The sequence below is a fragment of the Sphingomonas panacis genome (genome assembly GCF_001717955.1).
Classification (GTDB): Bacteria; Pseudomonadota; Alphaproteobacteria; order Sphingomonadales; family Sphingomonadaceae; genus Sphingomonas; species Sphingomonas panacis.
Genome location: NZ_CP014168.1, coordinates 865358 through 890503, shown reverse-complemented (window position 1 = coordinate 890503; position 25146 = coordinate 865358). Strand labels below are relative to the sequence as shown.

Below are 25146 nucleotides of genomic sequence, written 5' to 3'. Positions count from 1 at the left end.
GGATGTCCGTCCTGTCAGCCGCGCGCAAAATTCGGCTTCAGCACCTTGGCGCCGTCGCGCAACTGGTCGAGATGATCGGACCAGTGCTGCATCATGCGCACGCGCTCGTCCCAATATTCGCCGCGGGTGTAGGCACGCCGGATGGCGTTGGTCTCCATATGGGCTAGCTGGCGCTCGATGGCGTCGGGATTGAACTTGCCCGTTTCGTTGAGCAGCGTCGCTGCCATCGCCCGGAAACCGTGCGCCGTCATCTCCTCCTGGCCGAAGCCGAGCGCCCGCAGCGCCGCATTGACGGTATTCTCGGACATCGGCCGACGCGGCGAGCGGAAGGAGGGAAAGCAATATTTCCCCGTGCCCGTGAGCTCCCAGAGCTGCTCGAAGAGCTTGGTTGCCTGCGTGGACAGCGGCACGCGGTGCGGCCGCCGCATCTTCATCTTCTGCTCGGGAATGTTCCAGACCGAACGGTCGAAGTCGAATTCGCTCCACTCGGCCTGGCGCAATTCGCCGGGGCGCACGAACAGGTGCGCCGACAGCCTGAGCCCGAACAGGGTGATGGCATGGCCGGTATAGCCTTCGATCGCGCGCATGAGTTCGCCCGCGCCCTTGTCAGTAGTGATGGCGGCGAGATGCTTGGCCTTGGGCACGGTGAGCGCGCCGCGCAGGTCGCGTGCCGGATCGGTTTCGGCCCGCGTGGTCGCGATGGCATAACGGAACACGCGACCGAGTACGCTGCGCATGCGCCGTGCGCTTTCGTATCGGCCGGTGGCCTCGACCGAACGGAGGACAACAAGCACCTCCTGCGCGGTGATCTTGGCGATGGGGCGATTGCCGATCCTGGGATAGGCTTTGTCGAGCAGCCAGCGAATCTTGCTGAGGGTGATCTCGGCCATCCCTTCGCGTTCCTGCTTGGCGACCCATTCCTCGGCGACCAGCTTGAAGCTGTTCTCCTCGGACAGCATTTCGCGCGCGGTGGCGAGCTTGGCCTCGTGCGAGGGATCGAGGCCGGCCGCGATCATCTTGCGCGCTTCGTCGCGCCGTTCGCGCGCGTCACCGAGGCCGACATCGGGCCAGGCGCCGAAGGAGAGCGTCCGCTGCTTGCCGAGATAGGCGTAGTTCAGCCGCCAGAGCTTCCGGCCGTTCGGTTTGACGAGGAGATAAAGACCGGCGCCGTCGGTGAGCTTGTATTCGCGCTCCCTCGGCCTGGCGCTCGTAACGGTCGTCGCGTAGAGTTTTCCCATGGTATCGGCCCGTCCATAAGGGGCCTTCGATACCATGCAGGATACCATATTTGTTCCCGATTGGTGCCGGATCAGCCCGGATTTGACCGGACGGTCTTGGCACAAAAAGTGGCTGAAATCAGCCACTTTTCGGACGTTCTCGGATATCCCCGGAAGAACAAATGGTGCCCAGAAGAGGACTCGAACCTCCACGACCTTGCGATCGCCAGCACCTGAAGCTGGTGCGTCTACCAATTCCGCCATCTGGGCACGGGGTAGGGGCGGGCCTTTAGGGGAGGTGGAGCGGCCTTGTCAACAGGCCTGTTGCTGGGGCAGAGGCGAACCCAGCGATCGGTATGAGGAACGGACGGGCATGAACAACACGCTAGTGACGGTGATCGGTGGCGGCGGCTTCCTGGGCCGCTATGTCGCTCAGGCGCTGATGGCGCGTGGCGCGCGGGTGCGGATCGCGCAGCGCGATCCGCGCGCGGCCTGGTTTCTGAAGTCGCTCGGTAGCCTCGGGCAGACCCAGTTCGTCGGTGCTGACATCACCAAGCCCGAGACGGTCGCGCATGCGGTCGCGGGCAGCGATGCGGTGGTCAATCTGGTCGGCATCCTCTCGGGCGATTTCGCGCGAGTGCATGTCGCCGGCGCGCGCGTGGTCGCCGAGGCGGCGCGTGCGGCGGGCGTCGAAACGCTCGTGCATATGTCCGCCATCGGCGCCGACCCGGCGAGCAGCTCGGCCTATGGTCGCAGCAAGGGCGAGGGCGAGGCGGCGGTGCGCGCGGCGTTCCCGCAGGCGACGATCCTGCGCCCCTCGATCGTGTTCGGGCGCGAGGACCAGTTCCTCAACCGATTTGCCAGCATGATCGCGAGCGCGCCGCTGGTGCCGGTGCTGCGCGCGCAGACCCGGTTCCAGCCGGTGTTCGTCGGTGATGTGGCGGAGGCGGTCGCCGCCGCGATCGCCGAGCCGGAGCTGGCGGCAGGCAAGACGTTCGAACTCGGTGGCCCGGACGTGCTGACGATGGCCGCGCTGCTGCGCTGGATCGCGCAGGCGATCGGCCGCAAGCCGACGTTTCTCGAGTTGCCTGACGCGATCGGTGGGCTGATCGCGATGGGCGGCGCGCTGCCCGGTGCGCCGATCACGCAGGATCAATGGAAGATGCTCCAGCATGACAATGTCGTGGGGAGCGCGGCGGTCGGCTTCGCCGATCTTAAAATTTCCCCAACCCCGCTTGCTGCGGTCGCCCCGACGTGGCTTGTCCGCTATCGTCGCAACGGGAGATTCGGCGCCCGCGCTGCCGCCTGAACGGCGGAGCGTGACGGCGTGGACGTGCGGGGGGCGCGATGGCGCTCGCCGCAAAGGGGGATTTGCGTGACCGATCTACTGACCATCATTCTGCTCGGCATCGTCGAAGGCGTGACCGAGTTCCTGCCCGTGTCCTCGACCGGGCACCTGATCCTCGCCTCGGCGCTGCTCGGCTATGATTCCGCCTATTGGGAAGTGTTCAACATCGTCATCCAGCTCGGAGCGATCCTCGCGATCGTCGTGCTGTACTGGCGGACGTTCTGGGCGGTGATCTCCGGGCTGATGCGAGTCGATCCGGTGTCGATTCGATTCGTCCGCAACCTGCTCGTCGCGTTCCTGCCGGCGGCGGTGATCGGGCTGGCGCTGCACAAATATATCGAGGCGCTGCTCGCATCGCCCGTCACGGTCTGCGTCGCGCTGATCGTCGGCGGCTTCGCGATCCTGTTCATCGAGCGCACGGTGAAGGAAGGTGACATCGCCGGCGTAGCGGACATTCCGCTGCCCAAGGTGATCGGCATCGGCTTCATCCAGTGCCTCGCGATGATCCCGGGCGTTAGCCGCTCAGGCGCGACGATCCTCGGCGCACTCAGCCTCGGGGTGGAGCGGCGCACTGCGGCGGAGTTCAGCTTTTTTCTTGCCATTCCGACGATGCTGGGCGCTACCGCTTTGGAATTGGTCAAGAACCGGCATGAGCTGGCGGCTGGGGGCGGGGTTGGATTCGGCGGCATCGCGATCGGTTTCGTGGTCGCGTTCATCGTGGCGCTGCTGGTGGTGCGCTGGTTCGTCGGCATCGTCACCAAGCGCGGCTTCTCGCCCTTCGCGTGGTATCGGATCGTCGCTGGCAGTGCGGCGCTGGTGTGGCTGTTGGCAAGGTAGGTCCGTACCGTACCTAATCATGCGCGAAGATGTGACGGAAACGGTGTCGTGTCTCGGCAATATCTCCAAATAGGTAATGTTAGCTTACCTATGCGACCAAAAATGCGTGACAGGCGTAACAATCGCCTGTATAGCCGCGTCTGCAACCAGAGCAGGCGAAGATGGCGAACGATCACCTCCTGAAATTTGTCGACCGCGCGCAAAGCTATCCCGCGAAGCGCGATGCCGAGGATCGCGCGGACGATTTCCGCGAGATCGCCAACCGCTATTCGGTGCCGGCGGCCGAGGATCAGGCCGGACGCTGCTCGCAGTGCGGCGTGCCCTATTGTTCGGTGCATTGCCCGTTGCATAACCATATCCCCGATTGGCTGCGCCTTACCGCCGAGGGTCGGCTGCGCGAGGCGTATGAGCTTTCGAACAGCACCTCGACCATGCCGGAGATCTGCGGCCGGATCTGCCCGCAGGACCGGTTGTGCGAAGGCAATTGCGTCATCGAATTTTCCGGTCACGGCGCGGTGACGATCGGCTCGGTCGAGAAGTTCATCACCGATACCGCATGGGAGGAAGGCTGGGTCGAGCCGCTCGTACCGGGGCGCGCCCGTGGCCAGTCGGTCGCGGTGATCGGCGCGGGGCCAGCCGGCCTCAGCGCCGCCGAATATCTGCGCGGCTTCGGCTATGACGTGCATGTCTATGACCGCTACGATCGCTCGGGTGGATTGCTGACCTATGGCATCCCGGGCTTCAAGCTGGAGAAGTACGTCGTCACGCGCCGCGTCGAGCGGCTCGCGGCGGGCGGGATCGTCTTCCACAATGATTTCGAGATCGGTCGCGACGCCAGCCTCGACGAACTGCGCCAGCGCCACGATGCGGTGCTGATTGCCACCGGCGTCTACAAGCCGCGCGCGATCAAGGCGCCCGGCGTCGCCAGCGACGGCGTGGTCGATGCGCTCGACTATCTCACCGCCTCCAACCGCAAGAGCTTCGGCGACGCGGTGCCGGCGTTCGACGATGGCAGCCTCGATGCCGCGGGCAAGCACGTCGTCGTGATCGGCGGCGGCGATACCGCGATGGACTGCGTGCGCACCGCGGTCCGCCAGGGTGCGGCCAGCGTGAAGTGCCTCTACCGCCGCGACCGCGCCAACATGCCCGGTTCGCAGCGCGAGGTGGCGAATGCGGAGGAAGAGGGCGTCGAATTCGTCTGGCTCTCCGCACCCGAGGCGTTCCTCGCCGGGGAAAGCGTGACAGGCGTCAAGGCGAGCCGGATGCGGCTCGGCCAGCCGGATGCCAGCGGCCGTCGCGCGCCGGAGATCGACCCCGCCGGCGGCTTCGACGTGCCCGCCGATCTCGTCATCAAGGCGCTGGGGTTCGATCCCGAGGATCTGCCTGGCCTGTTCGGCGCGCCCGAACTCGGCGTGACGCGCTGGGGCACCGTGCTGGTCGACAACAAGACGCTGATGACGTCGCTCGACGGCGTGTTCGCAGCGGGCGACATCGTTCGCGGTGCATCGCTGGTGGTGTGGGCGATCCGCGACGGCCGTGACGTCGCAACAACGATGCATGTGTACCTCAAGGCGAAGGTGGGCGCGGGGAAGGTCGCGGCGTGAGGCTCGCACCGTTTGCAATGGCGCTGGCGTTCGCTAGTGCGCCCGTCACCGCGCAGACGGCGGCTCAAGCGCCCGCTGCGCCAAGCGAAGCTGCGTTGGTCGCCGCGCGTGGTATCGTCGTCCGGCTGGTGCCGCCCGGGACTTACAAGGCGCTGATGGGTTCGACCATGTCCAACATGACGTCGAGCATGGCCGACAGCTTGAAGGCACTGCCGATGCGCGAACTCGCCCAACTGGGCGGGATGAGTGCCGAAGACGCGCAGAAGCTCGACCGGGTCGATCTCGAACAGGTTATGGCGATCTACGATCCGCGTTGGCGCGAGCGCCAGCAGCGCACGATGACGGCCATGTTCGGAGCGATGGGCGATTTCTTCAACACGCTAGAACCCGAATTGCGCGAGGCGATGGCGCACGCCTATGCATCGCGCTTCTCGGTCGACGAACTCCGCGATCTCGATAGATATCTCGCCACGCCAACCGGCACCAAATTCGCTGGAATGCAGATGACCATCATGACCGACCCGGCGATGATGGCATTGATGAAGGGTATGGTGCCGCGCCTGATGCGCGAGATGCCGCGCTTCGTGCAGGCCGCCAAAGCCGCGACCAAGGATCTGCCGCCGCCGCGTAAGGTCGAGGATATCACCCCGGCCGAACGTGCCAAGATGGCGAAGATGCTTGGAGTGGACGAAGACAAGCTCGGCAATCCGAAGACGGTGATGTGAGCGTGTTTTGCGAGCCTTGCGCGGCATCGATCGCGTCCCCGGTCGCTTTTGACGCGCACCGGGCCGCAGCGGTGAGGCAGACCGTCTATGTGCGTCCCGAGATGAACGAGGTCATGCACATCCTCAAGATACCCGAGGGGCCGCGCTACGGCGATGCCGGCCCTCAACCGATTCCCGACGCGCAGGCGCGCAAGCGCGTGCGCCGCTATCTGACCAAGGCTGCGGTCGAATCCGCCGACCAGAAGGCATCATGAGCATGGACCAGCGCACCTATCTCGCCGAACACGGCATGTACCGCCCCGAGTTCGAGGGGGACGCCTGCGGCGTCGGCCTCGTCGCCGCGACCGACGGCAAGCCGTCGCGCCGTGTCGTCCAGTCGGCGATCGATGCCTTGAAGGCGGTGTGGCATCGCGGCGCGGTCGATGCTGATGGCAAGACCGGCGACGGCGCCGGGCTGCATGTCGATCTGCCCGCCAAGTTCTTCGACGATGCCGTGACGGCGTCTGGTCACAAGATGCGCCCCAACCGGCTCGGCGTCGGCATGATCTTCCTGCCGCGCACCGATCTCGGCGCGCAGGAGGCGTGCCGCACGATCGTCGAGAGCGCGATCATCGAGCAGGGCTATACGATCTATGGCTGGCGGCAGGTGCCGGTCGATGTCTCGGTGATCGGCCAGAAGGCGCAGGCGACTCGCCCCGAGATCGAGCAGATCATGATCGCCGGGCCGATGCCCGACGCGCAGAGCGCCGCCGAGTTCGAGAAGGATCTGTATCTCGTCCGTCGGCGGATCGAGAAGCGCGTGATCGAGGCGCAGATCAGCGGATTCTATGTCTGTAGCCTGTCGTGCCGGTCGATCATCTACAAGGGGCTGTTCCTCGCCGAGAGTCTGTCGGTGTTCTATCCCGATCTGACCGACCAGCGCTTCGAGAGCCGCGTCGCGATCTTCCACCAGCGCTATTCGACCAACACCTTCCCGCAATGGTGGCTGGCGCAGCCGTTCCGCTGCCTCGCCCACAACGGCGAGATCAACACGATCCGCGGCAACAAGAACTGGATGAAGAGCCACGAGATCAAGATGGCCGCCAATGCGTTCGGCGAGCATTCGGAGGACATCAAGCCGGTGATCCCGGCGGGCGCCTCCGATACTGCCGCGCTCGACGCGACCTTCGAGGCGATCGTGCGCTCGGGCCGCGACGCGCCGACCGCCAAGCTGATGCTCGTGCCCGAAGCCTGGGGGCCGAAGGGCGAGATGCCGCGCGCGCACCTCGACATGTACAAATATTTCGCGAGCGTGATGGAGCCGTGGGACGGCCCCGCCGCGCTGGCGATGACCGATGGCCGCTGGGCCGTGGCCGGCGTCGATCGCAACGCGCTGCGCCCGCTGCGCTACACCCGCACCTCGGACGGCCTGCTCATCGTCGGGTCAGAGAGCGGCATGGTCGTCGTTCCCGAATCGACCGTGGTCGAGAAGGGCCGGATGGGACCGGGCCAGATGATCGCGGTCGATCTCGACGAAGGCAAGGTGTTCACCGATCATGCGATCAAGGATCAGATCGCCGGCGAGGCCGATTACGGTGCGATGATCGGCGAGTTCATCGCGATGGTCGATCTGCCGGCCGCGCCCGAGGGGGCGACGACCCGGTTCGAGCGCGCCGATCTCACCCGCCGCCAGGTTGCCGCCGGGCAGACGCTCGAGGACATGGAGTTGATCCTCGCGCCGATGGTCGAGGGCGGCAAGGAAGCGATCGGCTCGATGGGAGACGACACGCCGCTCGCCGTCATCTCCGACAAGCCGCGCCTGATCAGCCAGTTCTTCCGGCAGAACTTCAGCCAGGTGACCAACCCGCCGATCGACCCCTTGCGCGAACGCCACGTCATGTCGCTCAAGACGCGGTTCGGCAATCTCGCCAACATCCTCGATACCGAGGACCGCCGCGACGGCGTGCTCGTGCTCGAATCGCCGGTGCTGACTGGCGCCGACTGGGCGCGGCTGAAGGCGCATTTCGGCGCGCAGGCGGCCGACATCGACTGCACCTTCGAAACCGGCGGCGGCCCAGAGACGCTGCGCGCCGCGATCACGCGAATTCGCGCTGAAGCCGAACAGGCCGTGCGCGAGGGCAAGAGCGAACTGTTCCTCAGCGATCTGGCGATCGGCCCCGACCGGGTTGGCATCGCCGGCGTGCTGGCGGCGGCTGCGGTGCATACGCATCTCGTCCGCCGGGGCCTGCGCTCCTATGCGAGCATCAACATCCAGACCGCCGAATGCCTCGACACGCATTATTACGCGGTGCTGATCGGCGTCGGCGCGACGACGGTGCATGCGTATCTGGCGGAGGCGGCGATCGTCGACCGGTTCGAACGCGGACTGTTCGGCGAACTGACGCTGGATCAGTGCCTCGCCAACCACGTTCACGCGATCGACGAGGGGCTGCTCAAGATCATGTCGAAGATGGGGATCGCGGTGATCTCCAGCTATCGGGGTGGCTATAATTTCGAGGCGGTCGGGCTGTCGCGCAGCCTCGTCAACGATTTCTTCCCCGGCATGCCCGCGAAGATCTCGGGCGAGGGCTATGCGTCGCTCCACCTCAACGCCAAGCTGCGCCACGAGGCTGCGTTCGATACCGCTGTCGTCACGCTGCCGATCGGCGGCTTCTACCGCCAGCGCCACACCGGCGAGACGCATGCCTATTCGGCGCAGTTGATGCACCTGCTGCAATCGGCGGTCGGCTCGGACAGCTATTCGACCTATCTGCAATTCTCGCGTGGCGTCGAGGCGCTGCCGCCGGTCTATCTGCGCGATCTGCTTCAGTTCAACTATCCGGGCGAAGGCGTGCCGGTCGATCAGGTCGAGGCGATCACCGAAATCCGCAAGCGCTTCGTCACGCCGGGCATGTCGCTGGGCGCGCTCAGCCCGGAGGCGCACGAGACGCTGGCGATCGCGATGAACCGGATCGGGGCCAAGGCGGTGTCGGGCGAGGGCGGCGAGGACAAGTCGCGCTACACGCCCTATGCGAACGGCGACAATGCCAATTCCGGCGTCAAGCAGATCGCCTCGGGCCGGTTCGGTGTGACCGCCGAATATCTCAACGCCTGCGACGAGATCGAGATCAAGGTCGCGCAGGGCGCCAAGCCCGGCGAGGGCGGGCAGTTGCCCGGTTTCAAGGTGACCGAGTTCATCGCCAAGCTGCGCCATGCGACGCCGGGCGTGATGCTGATCTCGCCGCCGCCGCACCACGACATCTATTCGATCGAGGATCTTGCGCAGCTCATCTATGATCTGAAGCAGATCAACCCGATCGCGCGGGTGTGCGTGAAGCTCGTCTCGTCGGCCGGCATCGGCACGGTCGCGGCGGGCGTGGCGAAGGCCCATGCCGACGTCATCCTCGTCTCCGGCCACGTCGGCGGCACCGGCGCGTCCCCACAGACCAGCATTAAATATGCCGGCACGCCGTGGGAAATGGGGCTTTCCGAAGTCAACCAGACGCTCACGCTCAACGGCCTGCGCGGCCGCATCAAGCTGCGCGCGGACGGTGGCCTCAAGACCGGGCGCGACATCGTCATCGCCGCGATCCTCGGCGCGGAGGAGTTCGGCATCGGTACGCTGTCGCTGGTGGCGATGGGCTGCATCATGGTGCGGCAATGCCATTCCAACACGTGCCCGGTCGGCGTGTGCGTGCAGGACGAGCGCCTGCGCGCGAAGTTCACCGGCACGCCCGAGAAGGTCATCAACCTGATGACCTTCATCGCAGAGGAAGTGCGCGACATTCTCGCCCGGCTCGGCGTCAAGAGCCTCGACGACGTGATCGGTCGCACCGAATTGCTCCGCCAGGTCAGCCGCGGCGCCGAGCATCTCGACGACCTCGATCTCAACCCGATCCTCGCCAAGGTCGACGCAGACGAGGATCAGCGCCGTTTCAGCCTGAAGACGTGGCGTAACGAAGTGCCCGACAGCCTCGATGCGCAGATCATCAAGGATGCGGCCGCAGTGTTCTCGCGCCGCGAGAAGATGCAACTGACCTATTCGGTGCGCAACACGCATCGCGCGGTCGGCACCCGGCTGTCGAGCGAGATCACGCGCAAGTACGGCATGGACGCGCTCGCCGACGGGCACGTCCACGTCCGCCTGCGCGGTTCGGCGGGGCAGAGTCTCGGCGCGTTCCTGTGCAAGGGCATCACGCTCGAAGTGTTCGGCGACGCCAACGATTATGTCGGCAAGGGCCTGTCGGGCGGCATTATCGCGCTACGCCCGGTGGTCTCATCACCGCTCAAGTCGAACGAGAATACGATCATCGGTAACACGGTGCTGTACGGTGCGACCTCGGGCAAGCTCTACGCGGCGGGCCAGGCGGGCGAGCGCTTCGCGGTGCGCAACTCCGGCGCGACCGTGGTCGTCGAGGGCTGCGGCGCCAACGGCTGCGAATATATGACCGGCGGCATGGCGGTCGTGCTCGGGCCGGTCGGCACCAACTTCGGCGCGGGCATGACCGGCGGCATGGCGTTCGTATACGATCCCGACGGAAGCTTCGCGCGCCGCGCCAACCCGGAGAATATCACCTGGAACCGGCTGTCCTCGTCGCACTGGGAATCGGTGCTGCTCAGCCATGTCCGCGCGCATCACGCCGCGACCGACAGCAAATGGTCGGGTGCGCTGCTCGACGATTGGGGCCGGGTGATCGACCATTTCTGGCAGGTCGTGCCGAAGGAGATGCTTTCGCGGCTGAGCCATCCGCTCGACGATCGTGAAGCGTTGGAGGCCGCCGAGTAGTTACACCCTTCCTTGCCACATGGCGCGCGGCTACACCGGCGCCATGTGGCAACTGTATCAATTTCCGCTCTGTCCGTTCTCGCGCAAGGTCCGTCTGCTGCTTGGTGAGAAGGGTGTCGGCTATGAGCTCGTGCGCGAATCGCCTTGGGCCAGGCGCGACGAATTCATCGATATGAACCCCGCCGGCCAGGTGCCGGTGATGACCGATCAGGCGCGTAACCTGCTGCTGATCGATTCGATGGCGATCTGCGAGTATTTCGAAGAGACCATCGACAAGAGCGCTATGATCTCCGGCTCCGCCGCCTATCGCGCCGAGATCCGCAGGCAGGTCGCGTGGTTCGATGCGCAATTCTTCGCGGATGTGACCGCGCCGTTGCTCCACGAGCGGATGGAAAAGCGGCTCGTCACGCGAGTGGCGCCCGATTCGAAGGTGCTGCGCGAAGCGATGCGCGCGGCGGTGCGGCATCTCGACTATACCGACTACCTGCTCGATCATAACAATTGGATGGCGGGATCGACGATGACGCTCGCCGATCTGGCGGCGGCCGCGCATATCTCGGTGGTCGATTATCTCGGCGGCATCGATTGGAAGAACCACGAACAGACCGCACGCTGGTATCGCGGGTTGAAGAGCCGGCCGAGCTTCCGCCCGCTATTGTCCGAGCGGATGGACGGCATCCAGCCGACCTCGCATTACGACGATGTCGATTTCTGACCGGGCTGGGGAGGGCCGATGCACGTAACCCATGATCCCGAGGCAGAGGCATCGCCCGTCATCGGCTTCGACGATTTCCTAAAGGTCGATATCCGCGTCGGCACGATCGTCGAGGCGCTGCCTTTCCCGGAGGCGCGCAAACCCGCCTTCAGGCTGGTGATCGATTTCGGCCCGGTGATCGGCCTTAAAAAATCCTCGGCGCAGATCACCGAGCATTACACGCTGGCGGACCTCCCCGGCCGGCAGGTCGCCGCAGTCGTCAACTTCCCACCGCGCCAGATCGGCAAGGTCATGTCCGAGGTGCTGACGCTCGGCTTCCCCGATGCGGACGGGAAGGTCGTCCTGGTGATACCGAGCGCGGGCGTGCCCAACGGCGGCCGGTTGTTCTGATCCCGGGCCTTATTGCGCCAAACTCTTCGATGCCTGTTCGAACATGTCCTTCGACAAGCCCGGCGTGGCGAGGATACGCTCCAGCTCTGCCCGCATCAGCGTCGCGCGGCCCGCATCGTAGCGCCGCCACCGGCCGAGCGGCGGGAGCAGCTTGGCGGCGGTCTGCGGGTTGAGCTTGTCGAGTGCGATCAACTGGTCCGCGACGAAACGATAGCCGGCGCCCGATGCCGCATTGAAAGCGCGCTGGTTGACGCTGAACGCCCCCACCAGCGAACGTGCGCGATTGGGGTTGGCGAGCGTGAAGTCGCGGTGCCGCGCCAGATCCTCGACCGCCGCGAGCGTATCGTCGCGCTGGGCGAGCGCCTGTGCCTGGAACCATTTGTCGAGCACCAGCGCATTGTCGCAATAGCGGTTGTAGAAGATGTCGAGCGCCGCCACCCGCTCGGCCGCATCGCTGCTGACCAACGTGGTGAGCGCGCCCTGCCGGTCGGTCATGTTGTCGGCCGCCTCAAACTGCGCGAAGGCGAGCGCGCCCGCATCCGCGGCACCGCTCGCGGCGATATAGCCGAGCGCGACGGTCTTCATCCGGCGCAGGCCCTTGGCCTCTGGCGAATAGACATAGCCGCCGATCGCCGCTGCCTGATCGTAGGCGGCGCGCCATTTCGGCTCCAATGCACGGCCAATCTCGCGGCGCAGCGCCTCGCGGGCGCGGAAGATCGCTTCGGGATCGACCACCGCCATCTGGTCGCCGACGAAGCTTTCCGACGGCAGCAACACCGCCTCGGCGATGAACGCGGGATCGAGCGCGCTATTGTCCAGCGTGGTCTCGATCGCGGCGATTACCGCAGCCTGATCCGCCTGCATCCCGCTCGCGGCGGCGACGAGCGTGTCGAGCATGAGTTGCTGCATCGCCTCGTAGCGCGCGAACGGATCGTCGTCATGCGCCGACAGGAACGCTAGATCGGCGGCGCTGCGATCGGTTTCGATCACCACCGGCGCGGAGAAGCCGCGGTTGATCGACAGCACTGGCCGCTCGGTAGCCGTCTCGAATGCGATCTCGGCGACATCGTCCTCCAGCAGCACCAGTCGCTCGTCGCTGAGCGACGCTCCGGTGTCTGCGCCGAACAGCTTGAGTCGTAGCGGTAGCACCATCGGTGCCTTGATCGGCTGGCCCGGCGTCGGCGGCACGCTCTGCGACAGTGTCAGCACCGCGCGGCCGCCACCGACGTCATGCGAAAGCCGCGCTGTGACGCGTGGCGTGCCGGCCTGGCTGTACCAGCGGCGGAACTGAGTCAGGTCGATGCCGCTGGCTTCCTCGAGCGACGCGACGAAATCCTCGCAGGTCGCCGCCGTCCCGTCGAACCGTTCGAAATACAGGTCGGTGCCCGCGCGGAACGCCTGCGCGCCGAGCATCGTCGCGAGCATGCGGATAACCTCCGCGCCCTTGTTGTAGATCGTCGCGGTGTAGAAGTTGGAGATTTCCTGATATTCGTCGGGCCGGATCGGGTGCGCGAGCGGGCCGGCATCCTCGGGGAATTGCGCGGCGCGAAGCCCCCGCACATCCTCGATCCGCTTGACCGCCGCCGATCCCTGGTCGGCCGAGAAGCTCTGATCGCGATAGACGGTGAAGCCTTCCTTCAGCGAAAGCTGGAACCAGTCGCGGCACGTCACGCGATTGCCCGACCAATTGTGGAAATATTCGTGCGCGACGACCGCAGCGATCGCGTCGAAATCGTAGTCGGTCGCGGTGTCGGGGTCGGCGAGGATGTAGCGGCTGTTGAAGACGTTGAGGCCCTTGTTCTCCATCGCGCCGAAATTGAAGTCATCGACCGCGACGATGTTGAACACGTCGAGATCATATTCGCGGCCATAGACGCGCTCGTCCCACGCCATCGATGTCTTGAGCGCTTCGAGCGCATGGTGCGTCTTGGCCACATCGGCGGCGCGCACCCAGATGCCGAGCTGCACCGTGCGGCCCGATTGCGTGATGAAGCTGCCCGAATTGCAGGCGAGATCGCCCGCCACCAGCGCGAACAGATAGGACGGCTTGGGGAACGGGTCGTTCCACGCGGCCCAGTGCCGGCCGTCGTCGAGATCGCCCTGCGCGACCGGATCACCATTGGCGAGGAGCACCGGATAGCGCGCCTTGTCGGCGGTCATCCGCACGCTGTAGCGGCTCAGCACATCGGGCCGATCGGGGAAATAGGTGATGCGGCGGAAGCCCTCCGCCTCGCACTGCGTGCACAGGATGCCGCCCGAGGCGTACAGGCCCATCAACTGCGTATTGCGATCGGGCGCGATCTCGACCTCGGTCTCGACGACATGCGCATCGCCGGCGAGTGCCAGCACCAGCGCGTCGTTCTCGAGTCTCCAGTCGTTGACCGCGACGCCGTCGATCATCACCGACAACAACGTCTGCCCGGCGCCGTCTAGCCGCAACGGACCGTGCCCGGCGTTGCGCTCGACCGACAGCGTCGCGCGCACCCGCGTCGTTTCCGGCGCGAGGTCAAAATCGAGCGCGATGTCGGGCACGCGCCACTCGGGCGGCGTGTAATCGGCGCGGCGGGTGACGTGTGGCTGGGCGGTGGCGGTCTGGATATCGAGCATGCCGAGGATGTAAGGGGGCGTATCGCGGCGTGCCACACAAATCGCCGGCTTTGCGCGGGTCTGCCACCGTGATACCGCCCGCGACATGAGTACAGGCGTAGGCAGATTGATGGCGGCGGTCGCGCTGGCGCTCATGTCGCCCGGCACGGCACCGGCGGCCGACACGGCGCAGGCCGCCGCGCCGTCTCCGGTCCAGCTTCCTGATGATCAGGCGGCGATGAAGGCGCATGTGATGTTCCTCGCCTCGGATGCGTTGCGCGGGCGCGAAGCCGGAACGCCCGAATATCGCATAGCCGCCGAATATGTGGCCGCGCGCTTCTTCGCGGCCGGGTTGCGCCCGGCGGGCGACAAGGGCGGCTATCTCCAGACCGTGCCGTTGCTCCGTTACCAGCCCGCCGATCACGGCGATCTGGTGTTGACCGCCAAAGGCGGCGCGCCGACGCCGCTGGTGTTCGGCAAGGATTTCGTGCCCGGCGCGGTGCCCGGCAAGCCGGTGTTCGCGCTCGATGCGCCGGTGGTGTTCGTTGGGCAGGGTATCGTCGCGCCCAAGTACAAGCGCGACGATTATGCCGGTGTCGATGTGCGCGGAAAGATCGTCGCCTTCCTCGCCGAGACGCCCGCCAACGTCCAGAACGAGGAGCGCGCGCATTTCGCCAGCCCCGCCAGCCGCACCGCGATCGCAGCCGATCACGGCGCGGTGGCGGCGATCATGATCGAACCCGGCAGCGTCAGCGAGGCGCGGTGGGACCGGTCGCGGATGACATGGGCCTATCCCGACGGCACTGGCCAGGTCGCCGGCGTGCCGCTGATCGCCACCGTTAGCGGCGCGGGTGCGGCCAAGCTGTTCGCGCGCGCGCGGACGCCCTGGGAGAAGATCGCGCCGCGCGCCGACGATCCGACCGCGGTGTTCAAGGCCGAGCAACTGCCCTTGGTCCTTACCGCCGCGCTCAAGACATTGTCCGAGCCGCTCGAAAGCTACAATGTCGCTGGATTGTTGCCCGGCACCGACCCGGCGCTGTCGCGCGAAGTGGTGGTGCTTTCGGCACATCTCGACCATCTCGGCGTCGGGCTGCCGGTGAACGGCGACGCGATCTACAACGGCGCGCAGGACAATGCGGTCGGCATCGCCGCGCTGATCGAGGCGGCGAAGCGCTTCCGCACCAGCGACATGCCGACGCGGCGCTCGATCCTGTTCCTCGCCGTCACCGCCGAGGAGGAGGGGATGGTCGGCTCCGACTATTTCGCGCGCCATCCGCCGGTGCCCGTGTCGCGGATCGTCGCCGATGTGAATTTCGACATGCCGATCCTCTCCTATCCCTTTCAGGACATGACCGTGTTCGGGGCGGACCGCTCGACGCTCGGGCCGATCGTCGCGCAGGCGGTGGCCGCGCTCGGCGTCACCATGTCGGCCGATCCTGACCCGGCCGAGGGGTTCTTCGTGCGATCGGACCATTATCGCTTCGTTCAGCAGGGTATCCCGTCAGTGTTCCTGTGGCCGGGGCAGGCGGGGCCGGGGAAGGCGGCGTTCGAGGACTTCATGAAGCACCGCTACCACCAGCCCTCGGACGATCTGTCGCAGCCGATCGACTGGGCACAGGGGCTGCGTTTCGTCGCCGCCAATTACGCGATCACCCGCGCGATCGCCGATGCCCCCGAACGGCCGCGCTGGAACAAAGGCGATTTCTTCGGCCTGCTCTACGACGGGCCGGGCGCGAAATAGCGTGCGGCTGTTCGTCTTCGGGCTTGGCTATACCGGGCAAGCGCTGGCGACGCGGCTGCGGGGCCAAGGGTGGCATGTCGCGGGGACGGGGCGCGGCGGCACGCTGGATTTCGACGACGTGGCGGCGGTGCGGCGCGAACTGGCGACGGCGACACACATCGTCTCGTCGGTGCCGCCGGCGGACGAGCGTGATCCTGTGCTGGAGCGATACGGCAATGCGCTGGGTGAAAGCGCTACGTGGCTCGGTTACCTCTCCTCCACTGGCGTGTACGGCGACGCCGCCGGCGCGTGGGTAGATGAAACCGCGCCGACCGGCACCGGCCGCCGCACCGCCCGCAGCGCAGCGGATGCCGCGTGGCTGGCGCTGGGCGCGCGCGTGTTCCGCTTGCCGGGAATCTATGGCCCCGGCCGCTCGACGCTGGAGCGCATCGCCGCCGGAACCGCGCACCGTACCGGCCTCACGGGGCAAGTGTTCAGCCGCGTGCATGTCGCGGATATCGTCACTGGTGTGATCGCGGGCTTCGGCGCGCCGCCGGGGGCGTACAACCTCGCCGACGATCTTCCCGCCAGCCACGACGATGTCGTCGTTTTCGCATCACGCCTGATCGGCCTGCCGCTGCCGCCGCTGGTCCCGCTCGACGGACTTTCTCCGATGGCGCGCGGTTTCTACGCCGAGAACCGGCGGATTGCGACGACCAAGGCCAAGCGGTTGCTCGGCTGGCGCCCGCTCTACCCGGATTACCGCGCCGGCTTGCGCTCGGTCAGCGCGATGAGCAATCCGGCGATCACCAGCGCCCCGCCGGTCATCGACAGCACCGACCAGCGATAGCCTTCGAACAGCGTCGATAACGCCATCGCAATGACCGGCACCAGCACGCTCGAATAGGCCGCCTTGGCCGGGCCGATCGCACGGATCACGCCATAATAGAGCGGGAAGGCGACTGCGGAGGCGACCATGCCGAGGTAGAGCGTCGCCGCCAGATAGGCGGGCGTCGGGCTGATCACCGGCGGGCCATAGGTGGCCCAGGCGAACGCGCCGTTGATGAGCGCGCCGAGCAGCATCGATGCCGCGACCATCGGCATCATCGGATAGCGCTTCGCCGATCGCGTGCCCTGCATCACGTTGCCGACCGACGCGGCGAGCGTGCCGCCCAGCGTCAGCGCGATTCCAGTCAGCGCCTGGATCGGCCCGTGCGGATCGACTCGCGCCTCGTGGAGGAACAGCAACGCGATCCCTCCGATCGCCACCGCCGAGCCGACCAGCAACTGCCGCCCCAGCCGGTGGCCGAGCAGGAGTCGCCCGAACAGCGCGTTGGGCAGCAGCAGCAACGCGAACACCACCGCGACCAGCCCGGAGGTGATATGCTGTTCGGCGCGGTAGATGAAGTTGAAGTTGAGGCAGAATTGGAACAGCCCCAACACTGCGGCGAACCCCCAGCCGCGTGCATCGAGCCTGATCGGCTCGCCGCGCACACGCGTATAGACCAGCATCGTCAGCGCGGCGATGCTGAAGCGGTAGCAGACCGACCAGCCCGGCGGCACCACCCCCAATTGCCCGCGAATCACCAGCCAGGTCGATCCCCAGATCAGCGTGACGATCGCGAACGGGATCAGCACGGACAGGCGCGTGGCTGGGGGTGGGGCTGCGGTCATAACCTCGCAGTATCGTGCGGGGTCACCCCGGCAAGCACGATCTGCTTATCGCGTCACAAGGTGTCGTTATGGAAGCGCGGCGATCGCCTCGGCGAGCGGACGCACCTGCTCGGCGGTGTGGTTCCACGAGGTCACCAGCCGGATCTCGCCCGGCGCCCAATCGTAGAAATCGAACCCGAGCGCACGCAGCCCAGCCGCTTCTTCGGGCGTCACGCGCAGGAACACCTCGTTCGCCTCGACCGGATAGACCAGCCGCGCGCTCCCGGCATCGGCGAGCAGCCGCGCGGCGGCGTTGGCGGCGGCGCCATTGGCGATCCATCGATCGTCCTCGAGCAACGCGATGATCTGCGCGGCGAGATAGCGCCCCTTCGACAGCAGCAGACCAGCGCGCTTGCGGCGGCGCAAGGTGTCGGCGGCGAGCTCGGGCTTGAAGAAGATCAGCGCCTCGGCGGTCATCCCGCCGTTCTTGATGAAGCCGAAGCTCAGCGCATCGACCCCGGCGCGCCACGTCAGGTCGGCGGGCGCGCAGCCGAGATGCGCGACCGCATTGGCGAAGCGCGCCCCGTCCATGTGCAGCGCGAGGCCGCGCGCGCGCGCGAGTGCGCCGATCGCGGTGACTTCGGCGGGGGTATAGACCATCCCGTACTCGGTCGCGTTGGTGATCGAGATGGCGTGCGGCTGGACGCGGTGGACGTCGTCAGCGATGATGTCGATCACCGCGCGGATGCTGTCGGGCGTCAGCTTGGCGCCGACGCCTTCGCCGATCATCAGTTTGGCGCCGTGCGTATAGAATTCGGGCGCGCCGCACTCGTCGTTCTGGATATGCGCATCGCGGTGGCAGACCACGCCACCGAACGGCGGGCAGAGTGCCGCCAGCGCAAGGCAATTGGCGGCCGTGCCCGATGGCACCCAGAGCGCGCGGACCTCGGTCTCGAACAGCGCCGAGAAGCGCCCGTCGAGGCTGCGGCTCAGCGCGTCGCCGTCATAGGCGGTGTCGAGCATGTTGTGCGCGGCCATCGCGGCGAACACGGCGGGATGGACCGGGGCGGCATTGTCGGAGAAGAAGCGCATGGTCAGGCCTTGCGGCGGAACCCTGGCGGGCGTCAACCGGGCTACTGGTCGTCCCGGTAACGTTCTTCATCGCGTGGCTCGTCGGATCGCGGCGGTCGGCCCCGATCGTCGCGATCCTCGCCACCGAGTGAAATGCTGCCGTCGCGCCCGACATGGAGGTGGAGACCCATTCCGTCGATGTCGCCGCCGACCGGCAGCACCGAATTGTCGCCGTCGTCGAGCGCATCGGGATCGACCGACGCCGGGATCGCCTCGGGCGGGATTGCCGCGCCGACGCCGAGCGCTTCGGTCATGAACTCGCGCCACACGCGCGCAGGTACGCCGCCGCCCGATAGACCGGGATTGGGCGTGTTGTCGTCATTACCGACCCACACGCCGACGACGAGGTTGTCGGCGAAGCCCATGAACAAGGCATCGCGATTGTCTTGCGTGGTGCCGGTCTTGCCGAAAGTCTTGATCGACAACGCCGCGCGCCGCCCGGTGCCGGTTTCGGCCGAGGCGGAAAGCAGGTCGAGCATCTCGTCGCGCTCGGTGCGGGTGAGCGCGTGAGTGCCGCCGGCCAGCCCGTCATACCAGTGATGCTCCTCGGGTTCAGCTTCCAGCCCGTGTGGGCGCACCGGATAGCTCTCGGCGGCAATGCCCGCATAAGCGGCGGTGAGTTCGAGCAGCGACACGGTCGAGGTGCCGAGCGCGATCGTTGCCTCATTGGGGATCGGTGTCGAGATGCCGAGGTCGCGCGCCGCCTTGATGACCTGCGCGACGCCGACCTTCTGGATCAACCGCGCCGCCGCCACGTTGCTCGATTTGGCGAAGGCGTGGCGCAGCGTGATCTCGCCCTCATAGCGTCCGTCGCTGTTCTTCGGGCTCCAGTCGCCGATCGTGACGGGTTCGTCGGCGATCGTCGAATCGGGCGTAAGCCCCGCGCGCATCGCGGCGAGATACACGAACAGCTTGAACGCCGATCCGGGCTGGCGCCGCGCCTGCGTGGCGCGGTTGAACGGGCTGGCGGCGTAATTCTTGCCGCCCACCATCGCGACGACACGACCGTCGGGCCGCATCGCCACCAGCGCGACCTGCGCAGTCTTGAGGCCCGCATGCGCGACGGCACGCTCGGCCATGCGTTGCAGTCGGCGGTCAAGCGTGGTGCGCACCGTGGTTTCGGTAACGATCTCGCCGGCACGGTCGCGCGCGTCGGGCAGCACCCAGTCGGCGAAATAGGTGCCGTCGGGCAGCGGCTTGATCCGGCTGGCGGACAACCGCGCCGGGGCGACGTTGGCGGCGGTCGCCTTGTCGATCAGCCCGGCGTCGGCCATCGCGCGTACGACGAGCTTCTGCCGGGCACGCGCGCCCTTCAGGTTGCCGGTCGGCGCCAGCCGCGACGGTGCCTTGACCAACCCCGCCATCATCGCGGCCTGGCCGATCGACAAATCCTCCGGGTCGCGGTTGAAATAATGCTTCGCCGCTGCGCGCAGCCCGTAGACGTTGTCGCCGAAATAAACGTTCGACAGATAGCGCGACAGGATTTGATCCTTGCTCAGCCACGCCTCGAGCCAGAAGGCGATCATCACCTCGCGGATCTTCCGCGCGGCGGTGCGATCCGAATCGAGGAAGGCGTTCTTGGCGAGCTGCTGTGTGATCGTGCTGCCGCCCTCGCGCAGCCCGCCCCGGCCGATATTGTGGAGCATCGCACGCAGGATGCCACGCGGATCGATCCCCCAGTGGGTGCGGAAACGCCGATCCTCGATCGCGATGAAGGCGTTGGTCACGTTTTTCGGCAGTTTCGCCGCATCGACCGGCGCGCCGATGATCGCGCCACGTCGCGCGATTGGCGTGCCATCTTCGGCGAGCAGGGTGACGCTCGGCGGCAACGGTGGCTGGAGCGACTTGGACAGCGGCGCGGTGATGGCGAGCCAGCCGACCAGCAGCACAAACAGAATTACGAGCGCGCCCAGGGCGCGCATGATCCAGCGGCCCCACGCAATGCGGCGCCGCGGCGCCGCGGCGTCGTCATCGTCGAAATCGTCGTCGGGCTCAGGCTCGGCCGCGCGGCGGCCGTACGGGTCGCTCAGGTCGCGCGGCGGCGGCATGCCGCCGGTCAGCTCGAACGGCGGGTCGCCGTCGTTCGCCGAACCAAAGGGAAAATGCCGCATGCTCACTCCGCCCGGCCTTCGCTATGGCCAGCACGTGTATTATAGCAATATAACACGTCGTTCAAGATCGCGGCGGGTCGGGGCATCGTCGGTCCCTATCACCGCGCGGCGCGCGGCGCGAGCCGGGTCAGCGCGTCGGCACCGGCTCGGGGCCGGTATAGTCGTAGAAGCCGCGCTTGGTCTTGCGGCCGAACCAACCGGCCTCGACATATTTCACGAGCAGCGGCGCCGGGCGGAACTTGGGGTCGCCGGTGCTGGTGAACAGCACGCGGCAGATCTCCAGACAGGTGTCGAGCCCGATGAAATCGGCGAGCGTCAGCGGCCCCATCGGATGGTTGAGCCCGAGCTGGCAGCCGAGATCGATGTCGCGCACGCTCGCCACGCCCTCGCCGAGCGCGAAGCACGCCTCGTTGAGCATCGGCATCAATACGCGATTGACGATGAAACCGGGCGCGTCGTTGGCGCGGACGACCTGCTTGCCGAGCGACTGCGCATAGCTTTCGACGGTAGCTACGGTCGCGTCCGAGGTAGCGAGGCCGCGGATCAGTTCGATCAGCCCCATCACCGGCACCGGATTGAAAAAATGCACGCCGACGAAGCGCGCCGGATCGGGCGAGGCCTGCGCCAGCCGGGTGATCGGGATCGACGAGGTGTTCGAGGCGAGAATCGCGTCGGCGCCGAGCACCTTGCCGACATCGGCGAAGATCGCGCGCTTGATCTCCTCGCGTTCGGTGGCCGCCTCGATCACCAGCGCGCAATCGCCCATCGCGGCGACGCCTTCGATCGGCTCGATCAGCGCGAGCGCCGCGTCGCGCGCGGCAGCGTCGAGTTTCTCCTTGGTGACCAGCCGGTCGAGCGCCTTGGCGATGCCCGCCTTGCCGGCCTCGGCGCGCTCGCGCGAGACGTCGCTCAGCAGCACGCGGTAGCCGGCCTGCGCCGAAACCTGCGCGATCCCCGCGCCCATCTGGCCTGCGCCGATCACACCCACTGCTTGCATCGTCCGGCCCTTTGCCTAAGAAAATCCCGACGCACGCTTTAGCGGCATTTCGCCGACCTGCCAGCCGCTATGAAGGGGCCTGTACCGATGTCTGCTCTCGCGCTCCTGTTAACGGCGGCGCTTCCCGTGACGGCCGCGCCGGTCAAGCCGGGTCCGTTCACCACGTTCGGCGATTGGGCGGTGGCGTGCGACAATGCCAATCGCTGCACGCTGACCACGCTCGATCCCGAAGACGGCCCGGCGCCGAGCGAGGTGTTCACGGTGATGCGCGAGGCGGGGTCGCCCGGCCGCTGGAAATTGTGGCTGACCGCGCGCACCGACGAAGATCCGTTCGCGATCGAAATTGGCGGCGAGCAGGTCGGCGGGCCGTTCCGCGCCACGCCAGACGGCGCGACGATCGAGGGTTCGACCGCGCGCGCGGTCGCTGCAGCCCTGCCCGGCGCGCGGCGGATCGCGGTGATCGACGGCACCGGTCGCGAACTGGCGCGGATTTCGCCCGATGGGCTCGACGATGCGCTGCGCTACATGGACAGCGTGCAGGGCCGCGCCGGTACGGTCACCGCCGCGATCGCGCGCGGACGCAAGCCGGAGAGTGCGGTGCCGGCCGCTCCGGTGCTGCCGATCGTGCCGGTGGTGCGGCCGGTCGGGCGTCCACCGGTGTTGACGCAGGCGCGCATCAAGGCGCTACTGCGGCGTGCCAAATGTCCGGTCGCGCGCGGCGCCGCCAAGGCGCAGGTCCATTCGCTCGATCATATGCGCAACGTCGTGCTGGTGCCGTGCCGCACGACCGGCGACAACCCGACGGAGGCGGTGTTCGTGCTCGACAAGGGCGTCGCCAAACCCGCCCGGCTCGATGCGACGCCGGGCCTCGGCGGGTGGACGCGGGTGCCGCGGGTCACGAACGGCAGCTACGCGAACGGCTCGCTCTACAGTTACGCGCGCAAGGCGCGGGACGGGGATTGCGGGGTGTCGCAGCACTTCCTTTGGGACGGCAAACTGTTCCGGCTGATCGAGCAGGCGCAGATGGATGTGTGCCGGGGCAATACGACCTTCCTCAACACCTGGCGGGTGCGGTTGCGGACGAAATAGAGGTTAGGGCGCGAGGCGGCTCGGCTGGGCTTCGGCGAGGATCACCGCGAACAGGTCGTCGGGATCGGTCCATTCGGCGATCGGCGTCCAGCCGCCGGAATGGAGCAGGACGCGGGCGTCGCGGGGGCCGTATTTGTGGCTGTTTTCGGTGTGGATCGTCTCGCCGGCGGCCATCGTGAAGGCGTGGCCGTCGATCGTGAAGGCGCAGTCGGCCTGCGCTTCGAGGTGCATTTCGATGCGGGCGCGGTCGTCGTTCCAGCGCGCAACGTGGCGAAAGTTGTCCACAGGAAGCGCGGCGCCGAGTTCGCGGTTGATGCGATCCAACAGGTTGAGATTGAAGGCGGCGGTGACGCCGGCGGTGTCGTCATAGGCGGCGGTGAGCAGGCCTGCGTCCTTGATCCGGTCCATGCCGATCAGCAGCATGGCGCCTCCGCCAAGCGACGCCTTCATCGTGCGGAGCAGATCGACCGACGATTGCGGCACCATGTTGCCGATCGTCGAGCCGGGGAAGAAGCCGAGCTTGGGCGCGGTGGCGATCTGCGCGGGCAGCGTGATCGGGCGGAGGAAATCGCCCTCGACCGGCAGCACGGTCAGGCCGGGAAACGCACCGGCGATGACGGCTGACGATTCGCGCAGGAAATCGCCCGAGATGTCGATCGGCACATAGGCGGACGGATCGAGCGCACGCAGCACGATCGGCGTCTTCATCGACGAGCCCGAACCGAATTCGACCAGAGCGCGGCCCGGCCCGGCGAGCGCCGCCACCTCGGGCGCGATACGGCGCAGGATCGCGGTTTCGGTGCGGGTCGGGTAATATTCGGGGAGATCGGTGATCGCCTCGAACAGTTCCGAGCCGCGCCGGTCGTAGAACCAGCGCGCCGGAATCGCGCGTGGGCGCATTTCGAACCCGCGCAGCACGTCAGCGCGGAAGGCGGGATCGGCCAGACTGGCCTGGCCATCTTCGATTTCGGGCTTCAGCATCAGAGATCCTTCGCCAGACGCACGCCGGTGAACTGCCAGCGCTGGTGGGGATAGAAGAAGTTGCGGTAGCTCGCGCGGGCGTGGCCGCGCGGGGTGGCGCAGGAGCCGCCGCGCAGCACGAACTGGCCGCTCATGAACTTGCCGTTATATTCGCCGACCGCGCCCTCGATCGCGCGGAAGCCGGGGTAGGGGCGGAACGCGCTGCCGGTCCATTCCCAGACATCGCCGAAGAAGGCGGGGCCGCCGAGCGACGGACGCGGTTCGACCGGGCCGGCGGTGTCGAGCTGGTTGCCGCCATCGGCATCATGCGACGCGGCGGCGGCTTCCCATTCGAACTCGGTCGGCAGGCGTGCGCCCGCCCACGTCGCATAGGCGTCGGCTTCGTAGAGGCTGACATGGGTGACGGGCGCGGCGGGATCGATCGCGCGGCGGCCATCGAGGCCGAATCGCGTCCAGACGCCGTCGTGCTGCTCCCAATAGAGCGGCGCGGTGATGCCTTCGGCTTTCACCCACGCCCAGCCGTCCGAGAGCCAGTGGCGCGGCTCGGCATAGCCGCCGTCGGCGATGAACGCGGCCCATTCGCCGTTGGTGACGGTGCGATCGGCGATGGCGTGTGGGGTCAGCAGCGACTTGTGGCGCGGCCCCTCGCTATCGAAGGCGAAGTGGGGATCGTCATGCCCGATCTCGACCACGCCGCCGCCATGTTCGATCCAGCCGACCGGCCCCGGCATTTCGACCGGCACCTTGCGCGCACCCGGCCAGACCGCGGGTTCGAGCGGGTTTTCCGACATCAGATGCAGGATGTCGGTGAGCAGCAATTCCTGATGCTGCTCCTCGTGATGGCAGCCAAGCCGCACCAGCTCGCGCGCTTCGTGCGGCAGGCGGGGCAGCGCCGCGACGATCCCGGCATCGACATGCGCGCGGTACGCGAGAACCTCGTCGAGCGTGGGGCGGGTGACCATGCCGCGCCGCGCGCGGCTGTGGCGCTTGCCTTCCGCCTCGTAATAGCTGTTGAACAGGAACGGGAAACGCTCGTCGAAGCGGTGATAGCCGGCCACGAAATCGCGCAGCACGAAGGTCTCGAAGAACCAGGTGGTGTGCGCGAGATGCCATTTGGCGGGGGAGGCATCCTCCATCGACTGAACGGTCGCATCGGCGTCCGACAGCGGCGCGACCAGCGCGACGCTCAGCCCGCGCACGGCATCGAACCGCGCGGAAAGCGCCTCGGGGGAAGGGGACAGGCCCAGCCGCGTTCTCATGATGTTCTCCATATCGGC

At 66.9% G+C, this 25146-nt stretch carries 19 protein-coding genes and 1 tRNA gene; 11 read left to right on the top strand and 9 right to left on the bottom strand.

Translation table 11 applies throughout. The annotated features are described in order from the left end of the window. Positions 1–14: 14 nt before the first annotated feature. Together J0A91_RS04075 and J0A91_RS04070 are read right to left on the bottom strand one after the other, a co-directional pair. Positions 15–1238 (bottom strand): tyrosine-type recombinase/integrase, encoded by a 1224-nt coding sequence (locus J0A91_RS04075; RefSeq protein WP_069203840.1) that lies wholly within the window; start codon positions 1236–1238, stop codon positions 15–17. Between the two features lie 162 nt (positions 1239–1400). Next, positions 1401–1487: transfer RNA gene (locus tag J0A91_RS04070), tRNA-Leu, on the bottom strand. Between the two features lie 103 nt (positions 1488–1590). On the opposite strand from J0A91_RS04070, the gene J0A91_RS04065 reads away from it, so the two are divergent. The 8 genes from J0A91_RS04065 (at position 1591) to J0A91_RS04030 (ending at position 11601) form a co-directional block, all read left to right on the top strand. Next, complete coding sequence (locus tag J0A91_RS04065; RefSeq protein ID WP_069203839.1) at positions 1591–2526, top strand: complex I NDUFA9 subunit family protein; 936 nt, start codon at positions 1591–1593, stop codon at positions 2524–2526. 66 nt (positions 2527–2592) lie between these two features. Beyond that, positions 2593–3402 (top strand): undecaprenyl-diphosphate phosphatase, encoded by an 810-nt coding sequence (locus tag J0A91_RS04060; RefSeq protein ID WP_069203838.1) that lies wholly within the window; start codon positions 2593–2595, stop codon positions 3400–3402. 161 nt (positions 3403–3563) lie between these two features. Then, positions 3564–5006: an NAD(P)-dependent oxidoreductase gene (locus J0A91_RS04055; RefSeq protein WP_069203837.1), complete on the top strand. Its 1443-nt coding sequence runs from the start codon at positions 3564–3566 to the stop codon at positions 5004–5006. Beyond that, positions 5003–5731 (top strand): DUF2059 domain-containing protein, encoded by a 729-nt coding sequence (locus J0A91_RS04050; RefSeq protein ID WP_240502191.1) that lies wholly within the window; start codon positions 5003–5005, stop codon positions 5729–5731. The genes J0A91_RS04055 and J0A91_RS04050 overlap by 4 nt, the downstream gene beginning before the upstream one ends. Positions 5732–5802: 71 nt before the next feature. Then, the gene (locus tag J0A91_RS04045) at positions 5803–5985 is read left to right on the top strand and encodes a hypothetical protein (RefSeq protein WP_069203835.1); all 183 of its coding nucleotides are present in this window, start codon (positions 5803–5805) and stop codon (positions 5983–5985) included. Further along, entirely contained in the window at positions 5982–10496 is a 4515-nt protein-coding gene (gene gltB, locus J0A91_RS04040; protein ID WP_069203834.1) for a glutamate synthase large subunit, read from the top strand. Before J0A91_RS04045 ends, gltB begins: the two co-directional genes overlap by 4 nt. 43 nt (positions 10497–10539) lie before the next feature. Next, positions 10540–11211, top strand: coding sequence for a glutathione S-transferase family protein (locus tag J0A91_RS04035; RefSeq protein WP_069207013.1), 672 nt, complete (start codon positions 10540–10542; stop codon positions 11209–11211). Positions 11212–11229: 18 nt separating this feature from the next. After that, on the top strand, positions 11230–11601 hold the full coding sequence (locus tag J0A91_RS04030; protein WP_069203833.1) for a tRNA-binding protein: 372 nt from the start codon (positions 11230–11232) through the stop codon (positions 11599–11601). Between the two features lie 9 nt (positions 11602–11610). Here J0A91_RS04030 and pepN read toward each other — a convergent pair whose 3' ends face one another. After that, positions 11611–14208: an aminopeptidase N gene (gene pepN / locus J0A91_RS04025; protein ID WP_069203832.1), complete on the bottom strand. Its 2598-nt coding sequence runs from the start codon at positions 14206–14208 to the stop codon at positions 11611–11613. An 85-nt stretch (positions 14209–14293) separates the two neighbouring features. Here pepN and J0A91_RS04020 point away from each other — a divergent pair, with 85 nt between their 5' ends. Together J0A91_RS04020 and J0A91_RS04015 are read left to right on the top strand one after the other, a co-directional pair. Beyond that, positions 14294–15928, top strand: coding sequence for a M28 family peptidase (locus tag J0A91_RS04020; protein WP_069203831.1), 1635 nt, complete (start codon positions 14294–14296; stop codon positions 15926–15928). 1 nt (position 15929) lies between these two features. After that, positions 15930–16757, top strand: coding sequence for a Rossmann-fold NAD(P)-binding domain-containing protein (locus J0A91_RS04015; protein ID WP_069203830.1), 828 nt, complete (start codon positions 15930–15932; stop codon positions 16755–16757). Here the strand turns inward: J0A91_RS04015 and J0A91_RS04010 are convergent. The 4 genes from J0A91_RS04010 to J0A91_RS03995 form a co-directional block, all read right to left on the bottom strand. Next, positions 16667–17581, bottom strand: a complete 915-nt coding sequence (locus J0A91_RS04010) for a DMT family transporter (protein ID WP_069203829.1) — start codon at positions 17579–17581, stop codon at positions 16667–16669. The genes J0A91_RS04015 and J0A91_RS04010 overlap by 91 nt on opposite strands. A 66-nt stretch (positions 17582–17647) precedes the next feature. Then, entirely contained in the window at positions 17648–18652 is a 1005-nt protein-coding gene (locus J0A91_RS04005) for a threonine aldolase family protein (RefSeq protein ID WP_069203828.1), read from the bottom strand. Between the two features lie 41 nt (positions 18653–18693). Continuing rightward, complete coding sequence (locus J0A91_RS04000; protein WP_069203827.1) at positions 18694–20802, bottom strand: transglycosylase domain-containing protein; 2109 nt, start codon at positions 20800–20802, stop codon at positions 18694–18696. A 127-nt stretch (positions 20803–20929) separates the two neighbouring features. Continuing rightward, positions 20930–21799 (bottom strand): 3-hydroxyacyl-CoA dehydrogenase NAD-binding domain-containing protein, encoded by an 870-nt coding sequence (locus J0A91_RS03995; RefSeq protein WP_069203826.1) that lies wholly within the window; start codon positions 21797–21799, stop codon positions 20930–20932. 87 nt (positions 21800–21886) lie between these two features. Between J0A91_RS03995 and J0A91_RS03990 the strand changes: the two genes are divergently transcribed. Then, entirely contained in the window at positions 21887–22888 is a 1002-nt protein-coding gene (locus J0A91_RS03990) for a DUF1176 domain-containing protein (RefSeq protein WP_069203825.1), read from the top strand. Positions 22889–22891: 3 nt separating this feature from the next. Here J0A91_RS03990 and egtD read toward each other — a convergent pair whose 3' ends face one another. Further along, positions 22892–23869 carry an L-histidine N(alpha)-methyltransferase gene (egtD, locus tag J0A91_RS03985; RefSeq protein ID WP_069203824.1) on the bottom strand — a complete coding sequence of 326 codons (978 nt, stop codon included), beginning with the start codon at positions 23867–23869 and terminating at the stop codon, positions 22892–22894. Beyond that, positions 23869–25128 (bottom strand): ergothioneine biosynthesis protein EgtB, encoded by a 1260-nt coding sequence (gene egtB, locus J0A91_RS03980; protein WP_083224898.1) that lies wholly within the window; start codon positions 25126–25128, stop codon positions 23869–23871. The genes egtD and egtB overlap by 1 nt, the downstream gene beginning before the upstream one ends. Positions 25129–25146 lie beyond the last annotated feature (18 nt).